Origin of the sequence: Variovorax sp. CCNWLW225 (assembly GCF_037204045.1) — a bacterium.
Classification (GTDB): domain Bacteria; phylum Pseudomonadota; class Gammaproteobacteria; order Burkholderiales; family Burkholderiaceae_C; genus Variovorax.
The window spans coordinates 87,609-108,382 of sequence record NZ_JBBCBV010000002.1 but is presented as its reverse complement, the minus strand read 5'-3'; the positions used below and the strand labels follow the sequence as shown (position 1 = coordinate 108,382).

Sequence of the window (20,774 nt, the reverse complement as noted above, 5' to 3'; positions counted from 1 at the left end):
TAAACCACGCTACTCGAAGTCGCCCGCTCCCAAAAGCATCGGGTTGGCGTCCGTGTACACGTCGCCGGCTGGCGCGAGCTCCAACACCTTGGCGTTGATCACCGCTCGATGGACCATGTATGCATGAGCGAGATCCTTCTCGCCCGGTCCCGCTCCGAAGCAGGCTTCAAGCGTGGCGCGCGCAATGGCCACCGGTACCGATGTTTCGCCATCAATACGCTTGACCCGCACGAACAGCGTGGTGCCCCTGTCTTCCAGATTCACGAAGTCGCCGACGTCAACGCGCTCGTCCCTCTGTCCTGTCTGAGTTTCTACGCTCTTCGTCATTGGCATTCCTTTCTCGCACGCTGGTTGCTAGCAATGATCTCCGTGCGACCGGGTGCACGTGCCAGCCGGCGAGGCGTGCAAGCGCAGGACAAAGCCTCGGCAACGGTGCCTATGACACCTGGGGAGCCGGTTCGCGAGGATCGGCGCGCGTCCCGCACGATCTGGCGGCTATGATCCGCCCGCCGCCGAAGAGCGGCCTGTCAGACCACGGAGCGAGGAGAAAAACCCATGATCGGTTTCGAGGCCCGCGTGCATCGTCGCGCTCTGGGAGTGTTCGCGCTGCTGGCGCTGGCTGGCCTGACAGCTTGCGTGGCGCCGCCGAGCTACAGGAATCGCCCCGTCGCAACGGGCGCACCGTCGACATTCGTGCTCGCGCATGCGGCGATCGTGGAGGAGCCGCGGCACGCCACCCGCCACCTCGACGAAGCGAAGACCATCGTCTACACGCAGACCCAGGGCGGCAGCCTGACGGCCGGCCTGGTGTTCGGTGCGCTGGGTGCGCTCGCCAACGTGGGCATGGTCGACAGCCAGACCGGCCTCGATGCGGCGCGCATGAAGGGCAAGCTCAGGCTCGAACCGCGGCAGTTGTTCCTCGATGCGGCGATCCGGCAGGGGCTTGAGCTCACCGACGCCAGCGGCACCGCCCCAACAGCTGCGACGGCCGCAACACCCTATCTATACCTCAGCAAATCGCCTGGTGGCAGGCTGCGGGCGGCTGCCGCAGTCCAGCTCGAACACGGCAGCGGGGCTGACCGGTGGTCGGGCCTGTACATGTACCAACTGCCCTCGGCGTACAGCCTCGACGACTTGGCCCGGCCCTCGGAGGACCTTCAGCGCAAGCTCGCTGCGGAGGCTGCGCAGGGCTTCGGCGAACTTGCGGCCTTCATCGCCCGGGAGGAAGCCGGCACCAAGGATGCGCCTGCGAAGGCCCAACCCGAGCGGGAGTTCGTCTTCTCGACGGAGCTGCTGGCACCGGGCGGCGGGTATCCGATGCCTGCGCGCCTCATCGCAAGCTCGGAGGAGCTCGTGTGGTGCCGGACCTTCGAGGGCGTGTTTGCGCTGCGTCGCTCGAGCATGAAGATCCGGACCCGGGGTATCTGACTGGCGTTTCTCGCGCAGGGCCTTCGCTACCACTTCACCCGTACGCCGACCGATCCATTGACCGAGCTCTTCACCTTGGCACTTCCGCCCGAGGCCCAGAGCTTGCCCAACTCGCCGTAGAGCGTGGTCGATGAGCCCAGCGCCAGTGTGAAGCCGCCTGCGAGTTCGGAGCTGGTGCCGCCGGTCGGTGCCGCGATATCGGTCCGGCTCGCACCATTGACGAAACGCGCAACATCCACGCCGCTGGAAGCCTTGTAGACGTTGAACCGGCCGTAAGGCTGCAAGGTGCCGAGGCCGGTGCCGATCTCGCCCTTCACCCGCACGCCCGCTCGGGCCAGCCATCCGCTGTCGGCCTGCGGCTGCACCACCGCGCCGGTGATGGCCGCGTTGCTCAGATCCATGTGCTGATGAACGAGCTGCAGTTGCGGCTCGATGCGCCAGCCGCCGGCCCCCACCGGGAAGGACCGCCCCACCTCGATCGACCCCAACAGGCTGTTGCCTTTGCCGCCCGCCCCGCCGCCCGGCAGCGGCTCGGCTGTGTAGCGGTGCCGGCCCGACTGCACCACCGCATCGGCGTAGAAGCCGCTCTCGCCTGTGTAGGTGCCATAGGCGCCAACGTACTGGCTGCGCAGGTCGTTGCGGCCCACTGCAAGGCCCGGTATGCCGCTCGCAAAGCCGTTCACGCGCGCGTCGCCGTCCAGCTGGCCGACGTAGATCCCGGCACGCCAGTGGCGCATCGAGAGCAGGTCCGTGCCGGCCTGAAAGCCTGTGAGGCGGCCCTTGCTGGTCGGCGACACCACCCCGCCCTGCCGGATGTCGAGGTCGGTGGAAAGCACGCGGGCCCAGGCACGGCGGCGGGGAGAATGGTCCGGTGTCGTCGCGTCGGCCTTCGCGCCTTCGTCGTCGCCCACACGCTTGCGCAGGTCGCCGAGCATTGCAAGATTGCCCTGGCGCAGCTGGCCCGCCAGAGCGGCGTAGAGCGATGCCTCCGCGCGATAGGTGGTCACGGTCGCAGGCACGCCCGGCGCACCGGGCCCCGCGGGAGAAGCAATGCTCGAACGCAGAAACCAGTTTTCGCCGGCGCCGTTGGCATCGGCCGCATACAGGCGGTATTCATAGGCGCCCGCATCGACGTGGCCGCCGGCCAGCGAGAAGGCATCCTTGGTGGTCTGGGCCGTCGTGGTGGCGCCGTTGCGGGCGCTGATCACCTCGATGCCATTGCCGCTTGTGAGCGCGCCGAGCCCGCCCACACTGGCGATCTGCACCTGCGTACGGCCGCTGGCCGCACCGCCGTCAAGCACCAGCCGGTCGGAGGGGCCATCTGCGCTCAGCACGGTGCCAAGCCGCAGCACACCGTTGTGGCCAACGTAGCCGCCGGTGACCGTCAGCACGGCGCCGGGGGTTCCGCCGGCCAGCGATATCGTGCCGCTGTTGGCGAGCGACGCGACGGCCTGGTCGAAGCCGGCGAGATCCAGCGTTGCGCCGGCCGCAACGCTGTGCGCCGACACCGCGCTCAGCGTGTTCGGTGCACCTGCTCTCAATGTGCCCCGGGCCACCTGTGTCGCGCCCGTGTAGGTGTTGGCGCCGGACAGCGTGAGCGTGCCGGTGCCCTCCTTGGTAATGAAGCCGCCGCCCGTGATGGCACCCGCCAGGGTGCCGGAGAAAGCGCCGGTGTCGATGACCGGGTCGTTGTTGCCGGTCAGCAGGATGGGGTTGGCAATGGAGAGGCCGTCGGCCGCAAAGCCGAGCGTGGTGTCGTCGTCCATCGCGAGCACGCCGGTGCCCAGCGCCTGGTTGTGGCCGACGTTCAGGCGGCCCTGGTGCAGCGCCGTGCCGCCCGTGTAGGTGTTGGCGCCCGACAGGGTGAGAGTGCCGACGCCTCTTTTCACCAGCGAACCGCCAACGCCGGAGACCACGCCCGAGATCTCGGCGTCGGTGTCGAGTGTTCCGGTGGTCAGCGTTTTCGAACCCAGCAGCACCTCCCCCGGACCCGAGATGGCGCCGATGGACGTTCCGTTCGCCGTGAGCTGGCTCAGCCGAACGGTGCCACCCGCGTTGTTGACGATTGCGGCGTTCGGCGCCGTCACGCTGTCGGTGAAATCGATCATGCCGCCGGCCTGCGTGGCAAGCGTCACGCTGCCCATGTCGGCCGCGCCGCGAAAGAGCAGCGCCGCGCCACTTGCCACCGACACCGGCCCGCTGCCCAGCGCGCCGGTCACGCTTGCGGAGAGCGTGCCGCCGTCGATCCACGTGCCGCCGCTGTAGGTGTTGACCGCCGCAAGTTCGAGTTCGCCATCCCCGATCTTGCGCAGGCTGCCGGTGCCCGTCATGGTGCCGGCGTAGGTGCCCTTGCTGCCGGCCGCGCCCTGGTCGAAGGTGACCGTCGCGTCGTTGGCGATGTCGCCCTGGAGGCTGTCGGTCGTGCCCTGCAGCACGCCCGCCTTCACCACCGTGCCCCCGCTGTAGCTGTTGGCACCGGTGAGCACCAGCGTGCCAGTGCCCTGCTGCACCAGCGCGCCCTTGCCGTCGATCGCGCCCGCAAAGCTCACGACGTCGGAACGGTTGAACGCGAGCGTGCCCTCGTTGTGGACATTGCCCGTCAGCACGCCGTTTGCGGCGCCATCGCCGACCTGCAAGCGCGTGCCGCCCGCGAGGGAAATCGACGCGCCCTTGCCCGTCGCTTCGAGGGAGCCGGTGACCACCACGCCTTGCGCCACGTCGAGCGCAACGCTTCCGGCCGCGACATTGCCCGTGACCGCCAGGCCCTGCTGGTTGCGCAGGCTGAGCGCCCCGCCCGCGCTGAAGTTGCCAACGGCGCCGATCAGGTTGGAACCGCTCAGCGTCGCGTCACCGTCCACGCTGCCGGTCAGCGTGCCCGCCGTCACAACGCCCGCTGTCTGCAACACGCTGGCCTTGCTCGAGACGTTCAGGACATTCGCCGCGCTCACATCGGCCGCCAGGGAGATGCCGTCGCGCCCGGCCAGCGAAACGTTGCCGCCGCGAAGGCTGCTCGCAACATCGAGCGCTCCGCCGTTCGACGCGAGTGCAAGCCCGGCCGAACCTGTGTCGATGGCTGTTCCGGGAAGACTCAGCACGCCGCCGGCCACGAGGCTGACCGCCCCGTGCGTGCCATTGGCCAGTGTGGACACGGAGAGATCGCCGCTCGAGGCCACGGAGATGCTCGACCCGCGCAGCGACACGGCACCCCTGAAGTCGTTGTCCGCCCGGTCGAGTACGACATCGCCCGCCCCGGCGTCCACGGAAAAAGCGCCAAGTACGGAAAGCGCACCCGACTGCGCGACCTGGCCGCCGTTGCTGCGGGCATCGAGGGACGATGCGGAACCCTGTCCGAGGTTGAGGTTTCCGTGGCTGGTGACGGTGAGGTCACCGGTGGCCAGCGTGCCCAGCGTGAGCGCGTTGCTGTCGTTGATTTGCGTGGTGCCGCCGCCCAGGCTCACGATGCCGCCGAAATCATTGGCCGCGTTGGTGAGCGTGATGGCGCTCGCACCCGCCTGCACGTCGAGCGACCCGCTGCCGGTGAAGATGCCGCTCATGGTCAGGTCACCCGCGCTCGCGATGCTCCCGGCGCCCTCGAGCGTCACGTCGCGCACGCTCGTGAAGGCGCCCGTGCTTTGGAGCATGCCGCCGCCACTCAGGCTCAGCGTGCCCGTCGCAATGCCCAGTGCGCCGTCGCCGGCCACGCGCAGAGTGCCGCCGCTGATTGCGGTGCCTCCCGCATAGGTGTTGACGCCCGTGAGTTCGAGCGTACCGCTGCCGGCCTGGCGCAGGCTGCCGCTGCCGCTGATGACTCCGTTGAAGCTCGATGCGTCGGAACGGTTGAACACTAGCGCGCCGTCGTTGACGACATTGCCCACGATGCTGCCGCTGGTGCCGCCCGCGCCGATCTGCAGCGTCCCGGCGCTGATGGTCGTGCCGCCGGTGTAGGTGTTGTCGCCGGTCATCACGGTCGTCCCGCCGCCCGATTGCAGGACCCGGCCTTCGCCCGAGATGGCGAAGCCGGCCGAAAGCTGCTTGCCCGCGGCCGGCTGGAACTCGACGAGCCCGCTGCCGCGCACCGTGACGCCGCCGGCCACGCTGAGGCCGCCAGCGCTGAACGTCAGCGTGCCTGCCCCGCCCTGCCCGCCCGGCGCGGCGCCGGCAGAGCCGTTGCCGCCGGCACTGCCGCCCACGACAATGCTGCCCGCCACCAGGGTGCCGCCGTTCAGGTTCAGCCGGCCATCGCCGCCCGCACCCCCGCTACCGCCCGCGGCATTGCCGCTGCCACCGCCTGCGCCACCGCCCGATCCGCCCACCAGGACGGCACCGGTCACGGTGGTGGTCCCGGCTGCGATCGTGAGTTCACCCGCGCCGCCGCTGGTGCCGGCGCTACCAGCGGCCGTGCCGCTCGCGCCGCCGCCGCCGCCACCTCCGCCGCCTATGCCGAGAGCACCGTTCACCGTGGCGTCGGCCGTGAAACTTGCGCGGCTTACGCCGCCGTCCAGGGCGCCTGTGGCCACGCCAGTGGCTGCGCTCCCGCCGACCTTCGCGTCGAACGGACCTGTCGGGCCCTGCACACCATCGGCGCCCGCGCTGCCGCCGTTGTTTCCGGCGCCGCCCAGGCCGGCCGAATCAGAGCCGGCGTTGGCGCCGGCTCCGTCCGCGGCCGCGCCACCGGCCCCGCCGCTGTTGGAGCCGTACACAAAGCCCGCCGCACCGCCGCCGGCGCCGTACCCGCCCCCTCCGCCGCCGGCGCCGCCTCCTCCGCTGCCCCCGCCGCCGCCGCCGCCGATGCCACCCGCGCCTCCGCTGCCGCCAATGCCGACAGCCGTCCCCGCCTCGCCCGCGGTGCCGATCAACAGGTTTTGCGCCGTGGCAGGCGCCGCGCCCAGCGCGGCGACCACGCTCATCACGGCGCTCCAGCGAAACCGTCGGCGTGCCGGGGCTGAAGCAGCGGCAAGGGGTTGGCCCGGCGCCACGCTTCTCGCCTTGCCATGGACACGGGAAATTTCAGGCACGGCGACCCATGCCTGCAGCGCTTCATTCCAGCGGCTGAGAAAAGAACTGTTCATTGCGGCTATCACTAGTCAAAATCGCCGCGAAGGATACAAGAAGCAACACTTTCTGTTAATAGATACAGTTATTGTTGTTTGTAAAGAACTGGGGCTCAGGCGGGCGCCAGTTCTCGCCGCCCCTCGTCCAACCTGAAGACACCCACCAACTGAGACAGGTTGCCCGCCTGGTCCTGCAGCGAGGCGGCTGCGGCCGCGGCTTCTTCCACCAGCGCGGCGTTCTGCTGGGTGACCTGGTCCATCTGTGTGATGGCCTGGTTGATCTGCTCGATGCCGGTCGTCTGCTCCTGGCTGGCGGCGGCGATCTCGCCCATGATGTCGGTCACCCGGCGCACGCTCGCGACGATTTCATCCATCGTCTGGCCCGCTTCAGCCACCTTCTGGCTGCCGGCCTCGACCTTGCCGACGGAGTCGTCGATCAAGCCCTTGACTTCCTTGGCCGCCGCGGCCGAGCGCTGCGCCAGGTTGCGCACCTCTGCCGCCACCACCGCGAAGCCCCTGCCCTGCTCGCCGGCGCGTGCCGCCTCCACTGCGGCGTTCAGCGCCAGGATGTTGGTCTGGAACGCGATGCCATCGATCACCGCGATGATGTCCACGATCTTGCGCGAGGATGAGTTGATCGATCCCATCGTGTCGACCACCTCGTTCACGACGCTGCCGCCGCGCACCGCCACTTCAGACGCCGAGGCCGCGAGCTGGTTGGCCTGGCGGGCGTTGTCCGCGTTCTGCTTGACGGTAGAGGTCAACTCTTCCATGGAGGCGGCGGTTTGCTGGAGTGAACTTGCCTGCTGCTCGGTGCGCGACGACAAGTCCTGGTTGCCGGACGCGATCTGGCCCGACGCGGTGGCAATCGTGTCGGTGCCTTGGCGCACTTCGCCGACCACCTTCGAAAGGTTGTCGTTCATCGACTTGAGTGCCGCCAGCAACTGGCCGACCTCGTCGCGTGTGCTGGAGACGATCCGGGTCGTCAGGTCACCTGCCGCCACCCGCTCTGCCAGTCCGAGCGCATCGCGCATCGGGCGCACAATTCCCACGGTGAGCCGCCACGCGCACAAGGCACCCGCCAGCAGTGCAACGGCGGACAGGCAGATCACGACCCAGCGGCTGCTGCGATGAATCTGCTGGATTTCGCGGGCTTTCGCGTCGATCTGCACGCGCTGGTTTTCTGCGATTTGCTGCACGGCCTTGCCATAGACCTGAAGCGCCGCCTGGTATTCGGAGTCGGCCAGCTTGCCGGCCGCTTCGCTGTCGCCGGCTGCCTTGAGCTTGTTGATCGTCGCCAGGTGGGCCAACACCTTCTTGCGCGCCTCGACCACCTCGTCGAACGACTTCTTCTCTTCCGGCGTGACAAGCAGCTTGCCCATCTCCTCCTGGACCGGGTTGATCGACGCCACCCCCTCGGTCAGGTTCTTCTTGAAATAGGCTTCATTCGCGCTGTCGGTGGCCTTGGCCATGCCGAAGGAGTGAACGATGCTCGGGCCGAGCAGGTTGGCCCACCGGTTTGCAACGCGCTCCTTGACCAGCGCTTCGTCGACCATCACGCGGGCCGAATGAGCCACGGCATTCAGCCGGATCAGGGCAACGCCGGAAACCAGCATCATCAGCAACAAGATGGCGGCAAAGCCTCCGCTGAGGCGGACGCCGATTTTCATATCTCGCAAGTGCATGGAACTCTTTCTTTCGCAAATGAGGGCCTGTCCGGTCGGGAGTGGGACTCCGGGCGCTGGGGTCCCAGGGCCGGCCACATCTGGTTATCGGCAACTAAGCCGAAAGTTGAAGGCCCGCGGTGAGATGTAGGTCGAACGCTCGTTCAGTTCGCACCATTGGCTGACGCGCGCTACGGGCTACGATGGCAAGCCTGTGAGCATCCAGACAGGAGACATCGACATGGGTCAGCCCCGTGCAGTACAGCAGCCTGGCGATCTGCCGGATCCGTGGGTTCCGGTGGCCGCGATCCTCGATGCGGTCGGGCAAGCGGTCATCGTCAAGGACGAGGCCTCGCGGTTTGTGCATCTCAATCGGCGGGCCTGCGAGCTGCTCAACGTGTCGCTCGATCGCGCACGCGGAAAGACGGACCGGGATTTCCTTCCGCGCGTGGAGGCCGATCGAATCAGGGCGGTCGATCTCCAGATTCTCGCGAGCGGAGAAAGCCGCAGTTTCGAAGAAGAAATCACCACGGAGGACGGATCGACCAGAACCCTGGTCACGCTCAAGCAAGCGGTCGATCTCGCGGATTCCGGCGGCAAGCTGCTCGTGGTCGTGATCTCCGACGTGACCGAACTGCGCACGGCCGAGCGGGTGCTGCGGGCCAGCGAAGCACACTACCGCTCGTTCGTCGAACTGCACCCGCAGATCACCTGGACCGCCGATGCGACCGGCGCAATCACCGAGGTTGGACCGGGCTGGCCGACGCTCACCGGCAATTCGGTCGAGAAGACGCTGGGCTCGGGCTGGGAATGCGCCTTGCACGCCGACGACCTCGAACGCGTCAGAACGCAATGGATCGACTCGGTGGCCCGAGGCGTTCCCTTCGATGCCGAATACAGGGTGCTGAGCGCTGCAGACGGAAGGTACCGATGGTTCAGGGCCCGTGCCGCCCCCCGTCGCGACGAGAACCATGCCATCGTGCGCTGGTACGGGCTGCTCGAGGACGTTCATCAGCATCGAATCGCGATCGAAGCGCTACGCGAGAGCGAGTCGCTCTTCCGTCTCATCGCCGACAGCGTGCCCGTGATGATGTGGCTCACAGACCAGAAGGGCGACGCGACCTACCACAGCCGGCTATGGCTCGAGGTAACGGGCCAGACCGAAACCGAGTCGCTGGGCTCGGGCTGGAGCCGCGCCATCCATCCCGAAGACCGCGCCTCGGTGCTGGAGTTGTTCAAGACGAAAACCGCGCAGAGGGTTCCGGTCCAGCTCGAGTACAGGCTGCGCCGGGCCGACGGCAGCTGGGCCTGGGTCATCGACACAGGCGCGCCCCGGCTCGCGCCTGACGGCGGGCTTCTCGGCTATGCCGGCTCGATACTCGACGTCACCGAGCGACGCCTGGCCGAGTCCGCACTGCGCGAGAGCGAAGCCTCCATTCGGAGCATCTTCGACAGCAGCCCCGATTGCATCAGCATGCTCGACCTGCAGGGCAATACGCTTTTGATGAACAAGGCGGCGCGGTGGATGATCGGGCTCGATGTATCCGAACTCGCAAACCGCGAGGCGCTCGAGACTATCTTTCCCGAAGGCCGGCTTCGCAAACTCAGCGCCATGTTCGACGTGGTGCGCGCCGGAGGCACGTCCAGGCTGGAGGTGGACGCCATCGACGCACAGGGCGTGCACCGATGGCTCGACGTCATCGGTGCACCCGTGCTGGACGCATCGGGCGTGCCGATCCGGATGGTGAGCATCTGGCGCGACATCACCGAGGCCAAGGCGGCGCGCAACGATGCCGTCGTAGCGCAGCAGCAGGCCGAACGTGCGGCGACGCGGCTCTCCGCCGTTCTCGAGAACACGATGGACTGCGTGCTGGTTGTCGACGATGCATGGCGCATCACGTACATGAACGAGAACGCCCGCCGGTTCCTGCAGCTCGGCGAAGAGGCCATGAACACAAGGCTGTGGGACCTCTTCCCCGCCGAGGTGGAAAGCCTCTTCGGCGACTACTTCCGGCAGGCGACCGCGGGCAACAAGGCCGTGTCGTTCGAGGAATTCGTACCGGCGACGCAGGTGTGGCTCGAGGTCCATGCCTCGCCCACCGAGGAGGGCCTGTCGATCTTCTTCCGCGACACCACCGCACGCCGCAAGGCCGAGCAGGAGCGCGTCCAGGCCCAGAGCCAGGTCTCCCACATGGCCCGCCACGACGTTCTTACCGGCCTCCCCAACCGTTTGGCATTCCGCGAGACGCTGGAGCGGCACTTGAACGATGCGGCCGGCACCGGGACCTTGGCGGCCGTGCTGACACTGGACCTCGACGGTTTCAAGTCCGTGAACGATGCTTACGGCCATCCCGCGGGCGACGTCCTGTTGCAGAAGGTCGCGCAACGCCTGCGTCTCGGCCTCGCCGGTGATGAGCAGCACACGCTTGCGCGACTCGGCGCGGACGAGTTTGTGATCGGCTGCTTCGGGCTGCCGCATTCCGACGCGGCGATCGAGATCGCACGCCGCCTCATGGGCATCCTGCTCGGGCCCTTCGACCTGGAGGGAAACAAGGTGAGCATTGGGGCCAGCGTCGGCATCGCCGTGGCGCCCGAAGACGGCAGTACCGTCGACGAGATCAAGCGTGCCTCCGCCGTGGCACTCCACCGCGCGAAGGCCGCCGGCGGTAGAAGCCTCCAGAGGTACGCCAGGAGCATGGACGTCCACCTGCAGACGCGCCAGGCCTTGAAGCTCTCGATGCGCGAGGCGCTCGCCCACGGGGAGTTCGAGGTCCACTTCCAGGCGCTCGTGAGCCTTGTCTCCAACCGCTGCACCAGCTTCGAAGCGCTGGTGCGTTGGCGCCACCCCGACCGGGGAATGATCTCGCCGGCCGACTTCATTCCGATTGCGGAGGAGACTGGGCTGATCGTCGAACTTGGCGAATGGGTTCTTGGCGAGGCCTGCCGCGAGGCCGCCACCTGGCCCGATGGCATCGGTGTGGCGGTGAACCTCTCGCCGGTCCAGTTCGGCGCCGGCAACCTGGTCGAGGTGATCAGGAACGCGCTCGATGCGTCGGCGCTCTCCCCTTCGCGCCTGCAGCTCGAGATCACCGAGTCGGTGCTGCTCGGCAGCGACGACCAAAACCTGCGCACCCTGCAGCAGATCCGGCAACTGGGCGTGAAGATCGCGATGGACGATTTCGGGACCGGGTACTCATCGCTGGGCTATCTGCGCAGCTTTCCCTTCGACAAGATCAAGGTGGACCGCAGCTTCATCGCCGACCTGCCCGACAGGAAGTCGCTCGCAATCATCCGGGCTGTGGCCGGCATCGGCACGAGCCTTGGCATCGCCACAACTGTGGAGGGTGTCGAAACCGAGGCGCAGCTGCAGATCATCCGGCAAGAAGGTTTCGACGAGGCGCAGGGGTATCTGTTCGCTCGGCCGGTTCCGGCCTCGCAGGTACACGGTGTCATTGCCTCACGCAAGAGTTAGCCGAGAGCGGCAGTGGACGGCCGAAGTCAGCCCTCGGTTGGCCCGTCTGGCCCTCCGCTGTTCGTGACCTCGAAGATCAGATCCAGTTCAACGGGCACACCGAGGGGCAGGCTTGCGACTCCCACGACCACCCGGGACGGGTTGCTCGCCTTGCCGAACACGTCTTGCAGCAGCACCGAAGCCCCGTCGGCCACCTTCGGATGCTCGCGAACATCCCCCACCGTTGCGACGAACACGCCGAGCCGCACGATGCGCACGACGCGGTCGAGCGAACCCAACTGCTTTCGCACGAGCGCAAGCGCGTTGAGGACGGCGACGCGTGCGCTTTCCCGCGCGGCGTCCGCATCCAATTCCGCGCCCAGGCGCCCGACAGACTGGGGGGTATGGCCGCGCGTGGGCAGCATCCCCGTCAGGAAAAGCTGCGAACCTGACTGCACACTCATCGCATAGATGCCGAACGGCTCGGGCGGCTCCGGCAGGCGGATGCCGAGATCCTTCAGCCGCTGCTCGGCGCCCGTGCCCGGGCCTTGCGCGCGCTCTTTCGACGTGGTGTTCATCGCACAGACCCCTGCTCAAGATTGCAAAACAGGAGCCATCACACCAGAAGCAACGCAGCTGAGCCATTGAACCAAGGTATCGGCGATACCTTCGCATCGGCGCGCGCTCAGCCGAGAGGAACCGAGAACTGGAAAGTCGTGCCATGCGGATCGTTCGGCTCCGCCCACAGGCGTCCGTTGTGCCGCTCGATGATCGAACGGCTGACCGACAGGCCGATACCCATTCCCGCACTCTTGGTCGAATAGAAAGCGTCGAAGATCTTGTGCAGGCTCTGGCTGTCAAGGCCCACGCCAGCGTCCTTGACGCTCACGCGCACGCGATCACCCGGCTCCAGCGCGGTACTGATCGACAGATGCCGCGGGCGGTCGTGCACATCGGCCATTGCCTCCGAGGCGTTGCGAATCAAATTAAGGATGACCTGCTGAAGCTGAATGCGGGCCCCCGCGATGGACGGCAAGTTCTCGTCAAGGTCGAGTTGAAGGACCACTTCGCTTCGCTCGAGGTCGCTCGACATCATTCCCACGACTTCGCGCGTTGCCTCGTTCAGATCCATCGGCTCCAGCGCCAGGTCGCCCTTGCTGAAAAGAGCACGCAATCGCGCGATCACATCCGCCGCCCGGTTGCCGTCGCGAATGGTGCGCTTGGCGGTCTCGCGCGCGCCGTCGATGTTGGGAGGGTCGGCGTCCAGCATCCGAAGGCCGGTGCCCGCGTTGGTGATGATGCCCGAGAGCGGCTGGTTGATCTCGTGCGCGATGGAGGCGGACAGCTGCGCAATGCTCGCGACCCGGTTCGCGTCCAGCAACTTGAGCTCCACGTCGTGGTACCGCCGCTCGCTGTCGAGCGCGGCCTGCTCGGCCTTCTTGCGGTCTGTCAGGTCAAGAACAAATGCAACGCCTTCCGCCGGCTTTCCGTCGAAGAGCGCAATACCGATCAGCACGGGAACGATGCTGCCGTCTTTGCGGAAGTATTCACCCTCGAACGGCGGCACCACGCTGGTCGCCTGGAGCGTCCTCATGATCTGGTCGTCGCCCTCGTCCCACCAGGCCGGCATCAGGTCCTTCCAGCGCATTTGCCCCGAGCTCAGCTCGTCGTCGCTGTAGCCGACGATTTCTCCGAAGGCCCGATTGCCGTCCAGAATCCGCCCATCGAGGCTCCAGGTGAAGATGCCGATGATGTTCGAGTCGAACAGCCTGCGCACCCGCCCCTCGCGTTCCTGAACGTCGCGGTAAAGGCGTGCGTTCTCCAGTGAGATGGCCGCCTCCGAGGCGAGCAGCTCGAGCAGCGCCAGCCGGGCCGGTGCGAAGACGCCCGGGGTCAGGTTGTTCTCGACGTAGATCACGCCTACAAGCCGCGTTTGCTTGAGCAACGGCAGGCAAAGCACCGAACGGGCGTGGTTCCGGCGAATGTAGTCGTCGTCCGAAAACGGCCCCTGCCCCGAGGCATCCTGCAGAAGAACGCCTTCCCTCGCGCGAAGAACAAAATGGAATACCGACGCCGGCAAGTGCTCGGCACTGATATCCGCATGCTGAAGATCGACCGTGACGCCCTCCGTTTCGACCTTCGCTTCAGCCTCTATCCGGTAGCCGTCGCCGTGCGGGAGCATCAGCAGCCCCCGCTGCGCGCCCGCATGCTCCAGGGCCAGGCGCATAACAGTCGCTATCAGCTTCTCCAGGTCGATCTCCGCCGACACCGCCCGCGAAACCTTGAGCACGGTAGCCAGGTCGAGATGGTCGAGCGACGTCTGCACCATTGCCGAAGGGGCGGCGCGGTCTTCGTCCCGCAAATATGGGTACCGCTCATCGAGCTGGCGGACCTTTCCGGTGGCACCCCACTTCAGGTAGCTGTGCCGTGCGTCACGCAGATAGGCCCGCGCGATCGTGTCGAAGCCGCGTGCCGCGTAGAAGCGCGCGGCCAACTCCGCCGCGAGTGCCTGGTTATGAACAAAGCCGTTCTCGCGTGCCGAATCGATTGCCGCTTCATACAGACGCTCCGCGTCGAGCTCCCGGCCCTCGATGCGCGCGATCTCGGCGCCCAGAAGAGCGGCCCGGTTCTCGAAGTTTTCGGGGCAGTTCTTGGCCCATTCCAGGAGTTCTTTGTGGTGAGCGAGCAGCGCCTCCAGATGCTCCTGGTGTCGAGCCGCAGACCCGGCATCGCAGCAAGCCGCCCGGCTCAGCACGCCATAGAAGTGCGCCTCCGCGGTTCTGAAGAAAGATGGCGGTGTCCATAGCAACCGCTGTGCATTCGACGACGCAGCAAGAGCCGCCGCATAGTCGCCAGCAAAAAAGCGCGCCTGGAGCTTGCGTATCCAGTACCAGCATGCGGCGAATACCAGGCGCGGATCGCTCGATATGCGACGCTCGAACTCGGTTTCATTGAAGTTCGCGTCGTCGAAACAGCCGAATGTGGGCGTTGAGCCGCGCAGCGTGCGAACAAGCGCAAGCTGCCCCGCGACAACGTCGCTTTCAAGGCCGAAGCGGGCTTTCCGCGCAAACTCCATGGCTCGCTCGGCTTCGCATTGCACGTCGAAAAGTGGATCACCGGCCGCAAGCAGGTTTGCAACAAGATGATGGCGCGAAAAGGCCGCGTAGGTGACGTCGCCGGTACTGTTTGCAACGTCCAACGCGCGGCGCATCAGGTCGCGCGCCACGCGAAAGTGCGTCCACGAAACGCTCGATACCGCGTAGCCCAGGTACGTTCGGGCCTGGAATCTTTTCAGGCCGCGCCGCTCGACCAGGTCGTAGCCAAGCTGGGCAAACCGGACCCCGGCCCCGTAGTCGCCGAAACGCGGGCCAACAATCCTCCCGATATGCCCATAGGCCTGGCACGATGCATCGGTGTTGCCGTGTTCAAGGCTCAGGTTGACGATCTTCCAGAGCAGCAGCGAGAACAGGTTCGCATCCGTGAACGATGCCGGCACCTGTGCCTTGGTCAGCACGTCCAGCGTCGCGATGGATCGTGGGTCGCTCATCAAGGGCAAATCGATGAGCTCCTCGATCTCGCGCTTGCCGATCAGCAACCACATCCGCTCGTATTCCCGGCGCACAACCTCTTCTGGCGGGTGCGCAGGCCAATCGATGCCCAGGTGGCGCAGATAGGCAAGGCAAACCTCGACCGCGCGGTCGCTCCGATCGAGCGTGGTGTACAGGTCGATGCTCAGGCACGCGACCGTCGCCCTGTCGATGGAATTTGCCGCGCGCGAAGACAGCGTCGTCAAGCGTGCCTCCGCCGCGGCCGTGTCGCCCGTCAGAAACTCGCACTCGGCCTGTGCAAGCGCAAGAGAGAAAGAAAGGTCGTGGCGCAGCTCCCGGCCGTCTTCTGGCAACAGCGCAGCGCCCGCCTTGAAGTAGTCGAGCGCGGAGGCATAGGCTACCGACGCCTTTGAACGGTTCCCTGCGATGAAGTTGAGTTCGGCCAGTTGCTCCCGCTCTTGCGCCGCCGTGACCAGGTGCGCCCCGCGATTGAGTTGGTTGACAAGTTCGAAGACCGCCTCCTTCTGCTGCCCGGCGGGTGTGTGCGCCAAAAGCCGGCGGCCGATGTCCAGGTGAAGCTGGGCGCGCGACTCTTCCGGAATCAGGGAATAGGCAGCCTCCTGCACCCGGTCGTGGGCAAAACGGTAGGCGCCTTCCGTGCGCTGGATGAGTTCCTGATGCAGTGCCTCCCAGAGCTGCGCCTCCACCTCCTCCATCGGCTTTCCGCAAACGGCGCCGAGCGTGGCGGCGTCTCCGCCGTGGCCAAGGCAGGCAAGCCGCTGCAGTGCCTGCCGGGTGGCTTCCGGCAACCGGCCGAGCTTGCGCACCATCAGGTCCACCACGTTGTCGGCAAAGCCCTTGGCCAGTGTCCGTTCTTCATCCCAGGCCCACCGGGCCGTCGCATGATGGAACGCGAGCAGCCCCTCCTCTGCCAACGAGTTCAGGAACTGCACTGCAAACAGGGGGTTGCCCGCAGTCTTGCGCTGCACAAGGCCGGCGAGCGGCCTCACATGATTGGGCGGCGCATGAAGCGCGTCCGCGACGAGCTGCAGCAGATCGTCTTCGGACAACGGGGGCAAGGTGACGGTACGGACAACGGCGCCGCCCTGCCGGAGCGCGGCGAGTCTTTCCGCCAGGGGATGCGCGCCCACCTCTTCGTCGCGGTAGGCGCCTATCAACAGCAAGTGGCGCACATCGCCCGCCGTCAGCAGGTCGACCAGGAGATCGAGGGTTGCCGCATCGAGCCATTGCAGGTCGTCGAGAAACAGCGCCAGCGGATGCTCCGGCCGGGCAAAAACGCCGATGAAGCGCCGCACGACAAGGTGGAAACGCCGCTGCGCATCCTGCGCCGGCAGCTCCATCACGGGCGGTTGCTCGCCAAGGATGAGCTTCAGTTCAGGCACCAGATCCAGCAGCAGCGCCGCGTTCGGGTTCAGCGCTTCGGACAACGCCTCGCGCCATCGGCCCAATTCGGTTTCCGTTTGGCCGAGAAGCGGCCGAACAAGGCTTTGAAACGCGAGCGAGAAGCTCGCATAGGGAATGTCGGCCTTGTACTGGTCGAACTTGCCGGATGCGAACAGCGCCCGCGGCAGCACCAGCATCTTGCGCAGTTCATTCACCACGGACGACTTGCCTGCTCCGGGCTCGCCGGTCACCAGCACCAGCGCCGGGACGCCGGTAGCGGCTACATCGTCGAAAGAAGAAAGCAGGGCCTCGACCTCCCGGGCTCGTCCGTAGAGCTTCTCGGGAATGACCATCCGGTCGGGGTGATCCTGCTCTGCGATTGCAAACGCCTCGCATGAGCCACCGGCCTGCCATTCAGACAGGCATCTGCGCAGATCGTGCTCCGCACCGGCCGCGGTCTGGTAGCGCTCCTCCGGTGTCTTGGCCAGCAGCTTCATGATGATGGCCGAGACCGGCACCGGAATACCGCCGAACCGCTCCCGCGGGGCCGCCGGTCTGCGCGCGATATGGCAGTGGACCCACTCCATCGGGTCTGAGGCCTGGAACGGCAGCGAGCCCGTGGCCATCTGGTAGAGAACAATGCCAAGCGAATAAAGGTCGCTGCGCGAGTCGATCGACCGGTTCATCCGGCCGGTCTGTTCCGGTGCCATGTAGGGCAGCGTGCCGGCAATGACCTCTGGAGGGTCCGGTGCCTGGCGCTCGCGCGGCAACAGCGAAGCAATGCCGAAGCCGGTCAGCCGAACTTCGTCTTCAGGGGTGACCAGCGCATTGGCCGGTTTGAGGTCTTTGTGCACAAGGCCGCGCTCGTGCATTTGCCTGACCGCCGCCAAGAGCGCAACACCAAGTCGCAGGAGCAGTCCGGTCTCCATGGGTAGCCCCATGAGCCGATCGAGCGGCCGACCGTCGTGGTGCTCCAGCACGAGCATGGTCAGCTCGCGGTCTTGCACCAGCTCGAGCGGTTGCAACGCCCACGCGCCGCCCAGAAACTCTCTCAGCGAAAACTCGTGGAGCAGGCGGCGAATGTTGCCCGGCGTTGTTCGGTCCGGATCGAGAAACACCACGATGCGCTCACGGTCGGCACCGTCCGGCCCTTTGCGCCGTATCTTGAAGAACCTGCGATCGCCCTCCTCCCACAGTTCCTCTGGGGGGCGAGCATCGTCGTCAGTATCGAACCAGTAGAGCCGGTGCATGCGCGGAAAGATGTTGGCCGGGCGCCTCGTCCGGTTCGCAACCTCGGCAGCGTCGTCTGGGGCGGGCCGAATTATTACCCGCGAACGACACCCGCAATCCGCACGATGTCACCGTTGCAGGATCCGGCTCTTGCCGCTGAAAATACTGCCCTTGCCTCCGATCGACGAAGACAACATGAAGCACAGCTTCTCCAGACGTGCCGTACTGGGCGGCGCCTTGGCAGCCCTCCTTGTTCAGCGAACCGCGGCAGCGGACCCGGCGCCCTCCATCCGACTGGTTGTGCCCTCTTCTGCTGGCGGCCCGCTGGACGCACTCAGCAGAGTCTTGGCGCAGTCGCTGGGCCGGCACCTGGAGGCGAACGTCGTCGTTGCCAATGTTCCCGGCGCCACCGGAAAGCTCGCCGCCGTGCAGGTGGCCAATGCACGGCCAGACGGCCGGACGCTGCTGCTCGGCACCAGCGCCACCCACGCCATTGCGGCCAGCCTGTTCCCGCAATTGCCGTACCGGCCGGAGCAGGATTTCGCCGCCATCGGGCGCATCTGTACCGCGCGATTCGTCCTCGTGGCGCACCCATCGTTCCAGGCCCGCTCGCTGGACGAGCTGATCGACGCCGCACGCGCCGCGCCAACGCCGCTGGCCTATGGCTCGTGGGGCGTCGGCTCTGGCGGCCACCTGGCCGTCGAGGCCATCCGCATGCAGTTCGGCATCGACCTCAATCACGTGCCCTACCAAGGCACTGTATCGATGATGCAAGACCTGCTTGGCGGCCGAATCCCGCTCGCAATCAGCGACACGGCTGGCGCGATCGCCCGCGTGCGCGAAGGCAAGCTCGTGCCGTTGATCGTTACCGGCACCACGCGCCTGGCCCAACTGCCGCAGGTTTCCACGTTTGGCGAAGCCCAGGTGCCGTTCACCACCGAAAGCTGGTGCGGGCTCTTTGCACCCGCCCGCACGCCGGTTGCAGAGCTGGCACGCCTGGAGGCGGCGCTGCAGGCGGCATTGGAGGACCTGTCGGTGAAACAGACGCTGGGCACGCTCGTCTACGATCCTGGGCCCATGGATCGCCAGGCCTTTCGGAAGCTCTGGCAAGCGGACATAGCTGCGTGGCGCCGCGTGGTGGTTGCGACGGGCATCCGTCTTGATTGATCGCGACGCGCGGCGCGTCGACTGATCTCTCTTTCTGGTTGAAACGGAGGCGGCCCGCATGCGGGCCACAGACTTACGCCGGCCGGGCGAGCGGCGCACCAAAAATGGCTGTCTGGTACGTCGCCAGCATCCCCGGCTCCTCGATGGAGCCGTGGTGATGCAGCTGCCGCCACTGCCCTTGCTGCTTCGTGAACCAACGTGTGGTGCGAATGCGCAGCTCGATGGTCTTTACGCCGAGTTCGCACACGCCCTTTTCCCGCCCGACGAACAGGTGCCAGTCGTCTCCGCCCTGGCTGGTGAAGTCGTGGAAAGCGACGCGCACGGTGGCCGGCCCGTTGAACAGCTTTTCATACCCTTGCGCGATGGAGCTCCAGCCCCTCCGGATGCCGCCGATGGGGTTGTCCATGCTCGGGCTGTCGCCGCTTGCCCAGTTGCGTGCGAGCGCATCGAGGTCCTTGGCGTTGAACGCACGGTAGAACGAGATCAGCGCGTCGAGTGCGCCCTGGTCGTTGGCGAGGACTTCGCCTCCGGTGATTTCCTGCGGAACTGCTGGCATGTGGAATACCTTTCTGTCTGTTGAGGAGCTAAAAAATGAAAGTGGCTCAGGCTTGCGCCGAGGCGCGGCGAGAGGCGCCCGCCGCCACATCGATCGCCAGGGCGACCAGGATTGCGGCGGTGCCGATGGCAAACAGCAGCCCGTAGGCATGGCCGCTGAAGTCGAAGATGAACGACAGTGCATAGGCCGCAACGGCCTGGCACAGCGCAAAGGCCACGGTGGCCCTGCGCCAGGCCGCGCCTTGCTGCGCGGGGTGATGCAGCAAGATCTCGTGCACCCGGCCCAGCACCAGCGGCACAGTTCCAGTGACGAAAGCGCCGACGATCACGCTCGATGCCGCCAGCCACACCGGCCCGAGGCCAAGAGCGGGAATCACAACCCCGAAGGTCTCGACGACCAGCGCAATACGCAACGCCGGTGCAAAACCCATGCGGTCGGCCAGCGCGCCGACAAGGAGCGGGCCCACGGTCGCACCAATGCCGAACAGCACCCAGTACTGCCCGCCTACATCCAGGCCCCAGCCCTTTCCGCGGGCCACGTAGTCCACCAGGAAGATCATGTGCGGCACCCAGCCGGCGGCGTTCAGCGCATAGACCGCATACACCGAATACAGCGCGCGCAGCGGAGCCATGGGCCGCGCCTTGTGCGCCGCGACGGGCGCAGCCAAAGGCGGAGCCTCGCGCGGCCAGCCATACCACGACACGGCCGCGAGCAGCAGCGAGACAACGCCAAGTCCGATCCACACGTCCTGCAGGCCGCGCTGCAGCAGCAGCGGCACGAGCGTGCCCGAGGCCACGATGCCCACGCCAATGCCCATGAAGATGATGCCTCCCGCCAGGCCGCGGCGCGATGGCGATATGTGCGGCAGCACCGTCGGCGCGGCCAGCACCATCAGTGCGCCGCCCGCCAGCCCTGAAAGAAAGCGCCACGCAAAGAACCAGGCGAACGACAGCGGATACGCGCAGGCGAAGAAAGACAACGCCGCCAGCAGCATCATTGCGCGCAGCTTGGCCGCGGCCGGAGTGCTTGCCGCAACACGCTGCGCAAGCAATGCGCCGACCAGGTACCCCGCGAGATTGGCGGCGCCCAGGTAGGCGGCCTTCGAGGGCTCGAACCAGTGCGCTCCGATGATTGCCGGCAGCAGCGGCGTGTAGGCGAAGCGCGCCAGGCCAATGCCCACCAGGCTGGCGCAAAACCCCGCCGCGGTGGCCCACCACGCGTTCACTGCCGGCGTGTGCGGCCGGGGTTCGGTATTCGCGACCTTGTTCATTCCAA

General features: G+C 66.6%; 10 protein-coding genes and 1 pseudogene. 3 read left to right on the top strand and 8 right to left on the bottom strand.

The features are described from left to right. Positions 1–9: 9 nt before the first annotated feature. Positions 10–327 (bottom strand): hypothetical protein, encoded by a 318-nt coding sequence (locus V9L20_RS05150; protein ID WP_337295767.1) that lies wholly within the window; start codon positions 325–327, stop codon positions 10–12. A 228-nt stretch (positions 328–555) separates the two neighbouring features. On the opposite strand from V9L20_RS05150, the gene V9L20_RS05145 reads away from it, so the two are divergent. After that, positions 556–1,428 (top strand): hypothetical protein, encoded by an 873-nt coding sequence (locus V9L20_RS05145; protein WP_337295766.1) that lies wholly within the window; start codon positions 556–558, stop codon positions 1,426–1,428. Between the two features lie 26 nt (positions 1,429–1,454). On the opposite strand, the gene V9L20_RS05140 is transcribed toward V9L20_RS05145, so the two are convergent. From V9L20_RS05140 to V9L20_RS05135, 3 genes and pseudogenes are all read right to left on the bottom strand, one after another. Next, complete coding sequence (locus V9L20_RS05140) at positions 1,455–6,335, bottom strand: autotransporter outer membrane beta-barrel domain-containing protein (protein WP_337295765.1); 4,881 nt, start codon at positions 6,333–6,335, stop codon at positions 1,455–1,457. A 45-nt stretch (positions 6,336–6,380) separates the two neighbouring features. Then, positions 6,381–6,497: pseudogene (locus V9L20_RS27305) on the bottom strand (ESPR-type extended signal peptide-containing protein); the annotation flags it as partial. Between the two features lie 95 nt (positions 6,498–6,592). Continuing rightward, positions 6,593–8,149, bottom strand: coding sequence for a methyl-accepting chemotaxis protein (locus V9L20_RS05135; protein ID WP_337295764.1), 1,557 nt, complete (start codon positions 8,147–8,149; stop codon positions 6,593–6,595). Between the two features lie 235 nt (positions 8,150–8,384). Between V9L20_RS05135 and V9L20_RS05130 the strand changes: the two genes are divergently transcribed. Continuing rightward, positions 8,385–11,615 carry a sensor domain-containing protein gene (locus V9L20_RS05130; protein WP_337295763.1) on the top strand — a complete coding sequence of 1,077 codons (3,231 nt, stop codon included), beginning with the start codon at positions 8,385–8,387 and terminating at the stop codon, positions 11,613–11,615. A 26-nt stretch (positions 11,616–11,641) separates the two neighbouring features. Here the strand turns inward: V9L20_RS05130 and V9L20_RS05125 are convergent, their stop codons facing one another. Both V9L20_RS05125 and V9L20_RS05120 read right to left on the bottom strand, forming a co-directional pair. Continuing rightward, positions 11,642–12,172, bottom strand: a complete 531-nt coding sequence (locus tag V9L20_RS05125) for a RidA family protein (RefSeq protein ID WP_337295762.1) — start codon at positions 12,170–12,172, stop codon at positions 11,642–11,644. Positions 12,173–12,279: 107 nt separating this feature from the next. Further along, positions 12,280–17,796, bottom strand: coding sequence for a trifunctional serine/threonine-protein kinase/ATP-binding protein/sensor histidine kinase (locus V9L20_RS05120; RefSeq protein ID WP_337295761.1), 5,517 nt, complete (start codon positions 17,794–17,796; stop codon positions 12,280–12,282). A gap of 151 nt (positions 17,797–17,947) precedes the next feature. On the opposite strand from V9L20_RS05120, the gene V9L20_RS05115 reads away from it, so the two are divergent. Next, positions 17,948–18,943 (top strand): Bug family tripartite tricarboxylate transporter substrate binding protein, encoded by a 996-nt coding sequence (locus V9L20_RS05115; RefSeq protein WP_337295760.1) that lies wholly within the window; start codon positions 17,948–17,950, stop codon positions 18,941–18,943. Positions 18,944–19,016: 73 nt separating this feature from the next. Here the strand turns inward: V9L20_RS05115 and V9L20_RS05110 are convergent, their stop codons facing one another. Beyond that, positions 19,017–19,499 carry a YybH family protein gene (locus V9L20_RS05110; protein WP_337295759.1) on the bottom strand — a complete coding sequence of 161 codons (483 nt, stop codon included), beginning with the start codon at positions 19,497–19,499 and terminating at the stop codon, positions 19,017–19,019. 46 nt (positions 19,500–19,545) lie between these two features. Continuing rightward, a complete protein-coding gene (locus V9L20_RS05105; protein ID WP_337295758.1) occupies positions 19,546–20,769 on the bottom strand; it encodes a YbfB/YjiJ family MFS transporter in 1,224 nt (407 codons plus the stop codon). Between the last annotated feature and the right edge of the window lie 5 nt (positions 20,770–20,774).